This is a genomic window from Prevotella sp. HMSC073D09, from assembly GCF_001814145.1.
In the GTDB taxonomy this organism is placed as follows: Bacteria; Bacteroidota; Bacteroidia; order Bacteroidales; family Bacteroidaceae; genus Prevotella; species Prevotella conceptionensis.
Map to the genome: position 1 here is coordinate 77,365 of NZ_KV815124.1, position 2,071 is coordinate 79,435.

A 2,071-nucleotide genomic window follows, 5' to 3' on the forward strand; every position below is an offset into this window, starting at 1 on the left:
CCCCTTGGAGAGGGGTTGGGGGTGAGGCCAGTAGGGGCAGATGTGAGGCCAGTAGGGGGCAGATGTGAGGCCGATAGAGCTGGGAATGAGGGTTAAATAAAAAACAGGGGCGACCCAATACAGGCCGCCCCATCTTATCTGTTACGCTTCCAAAAGCCTTAGGCGCGATGCCATATCAGCATCTATCACCAGTCATTTGGCAAGCATTGGCATTGCGCGCATGCTTATTGCTTCTTCAGCCTTTCGTAGCCATAGCGTGCAGAGCAGCACAATTGTTCCTCGATACGGATAAGTTGGTTGTACTTAGCCATACGGTCGGTGCGGCTCAACGAACCAGTCTTAATCTGGCCAGAGTTGGTAGCAACGGCGATGTCGGCAATAGTTGTGTCCTCTGTTTCGCCCGAACGGTGCGAAGTAACGGTGGTGTAACCAGCGCGGTGAGCCATTTCGATAGCCTCAAGCGTTTCGGTGAGCGAGCCAATTTGGTTAACCTTAATAAGGATAGAGTTGGCAGCACCCATCTTGATACCCTTCTCCAAGAACTTCACGTTGGTAACAAAGAGGTCGTCGCCAACCAACTGGCAGCGGTCGCCGATAGCCTCTGTAAGCTTAACCCAGTTGTCCCAGTCGTTCTCATCCAAACCATCTTCGATAGAGTCGATAGGATATTTGGTGATCAGTTCTTCGAGATACTTGATTTGTTCGGCAGCGGTAAGCTTCTTTCCGTTAGGATCTTTGGGCATGCCGTTTTTGAGTTGACGATAGTCGTAGTACCATTCGCCATTCTCTTGTACAGCAAATTCAGATGCGGCACAGTCCATAGCAATCTTCACATCCTTGCCAGGTTCGTAGCCAGCATCCTTAATAGACTTCATGATGGTGTCCAAAGCGTCTTCGATACCGTCGAACTTAGGAGCGAAACCACCCTCGTCGCCAACAGCGGTAGACAATCCGCGAGCCTTCAAGTTCTTAGCCAAAGCGTGGAACACCTCAGCACCCATGCGGATAGCCTCACGTTCGCAAGATGCACCTACGGGGCGAATCATGAACTCTTGGAAAGCGATGGGGGCGTCAGAGTGTGCGCCACCGTTGATGATGTTCATCATCGGAACGGGCAAAACGTATGTGTTTGTGCCGCCGATGTAGCGGTAAAGGGGCATACCGAAAGCCTTAGCAGCGGTGTGTGCAACAGCCAACGAAACGCCAAGGATGGCGTTGGCACCCAACTTGCTCTTTGTGGGCGTGCCGTCTAGTTCGAGCATCTTGTAGTCGATTTTGCGTTGTTGGCAAACCGACATGCCTTTAAGGGCAGGAGCGATAACGTTGTTTACGTTCTCTACGGCTTTGAGAACACCCTTACCCGAGTAGCGTTTCTTGTCGCCGTCGCGCAGTTCCAGGGCCTCGTTTTCGCCTGTTGATGCGCCAGAGGGTACACTTGCGCGGCCTACCACGCCGTTACACAATGTCACTTCCACCTCTACGGTAGGGTTACCTCTTGAATCGAGGATTTCTCTCGCATGAACTTTTTCAATTACCATAATTTGTTCTTATTTAATTAAATAAAAAAATGTCCGTATTAAACTCTTGCAAAGTTAATAAATATCTCTGGAAAAACAGATGAAAAACAAATAAATACGCTCCGTTGGGATAAGTTAACTTATTGCAGAGTAAAGGCTATTTGAAATGTATGAAGTGCAATAAACGCAAACAACTGCCTTTAAGCAACGAACAATAGCACCACAAGGAGACGATACAAGCCACCTTGTAGTGACGTTACGAGCAGCTTGTACAGGCACTGTGTAAGGCAGGATGCAAAATTGAAATGGACTTGTAGTGACGTTACAAGCTGCTTGTACATACACTATCAGATGCTTGTATTGCCTGTACAAGCAGCATCGCACCAGTGTGCCACTAACACTTTGCTGACCGAAACGTTTCCACAAACCGAACCTTTTAAATACAAAAGGAGGGGAGAAACGTCATTCGTGGAAGGCAAAATACCTTGCCACGCCTTATTCATGAACACATTCGCACGCATACTTAGGGTAATTCAGTTAATTCCCTCTTAGGA

General features: G+C 48.5%; 1 protein-coding gene. It reads right to left on the reverse strand.

Going from position 1 to position 2,071, the window contains the following annotated elements; genetic code table 11:
* Positions 1-224: 224 nt before the first annotated feature.
* Positions 225-1,538 (reverse strand): phosphopyruvate hydratase, encoded by a 1,314-nt coding sequence (gene eno / locus HMPREF2955_RS11790; RefSeq protein WP_070723660.1) that lies wholly within the window; start codon positions 1,536-1,538, stop codon positions 225-227.
* Positions 1,539-2,071: the final 533 nt, after the last annotated feature.

Coding starts and splice junctions, on each gene's coding strand:
- eno (WP_070723660.1), bottom strand. CDS start 1,538: ATGGTAATTGAAAAAGTTCATGCGAGAGAAATCCTCGATTCAAGAGGT.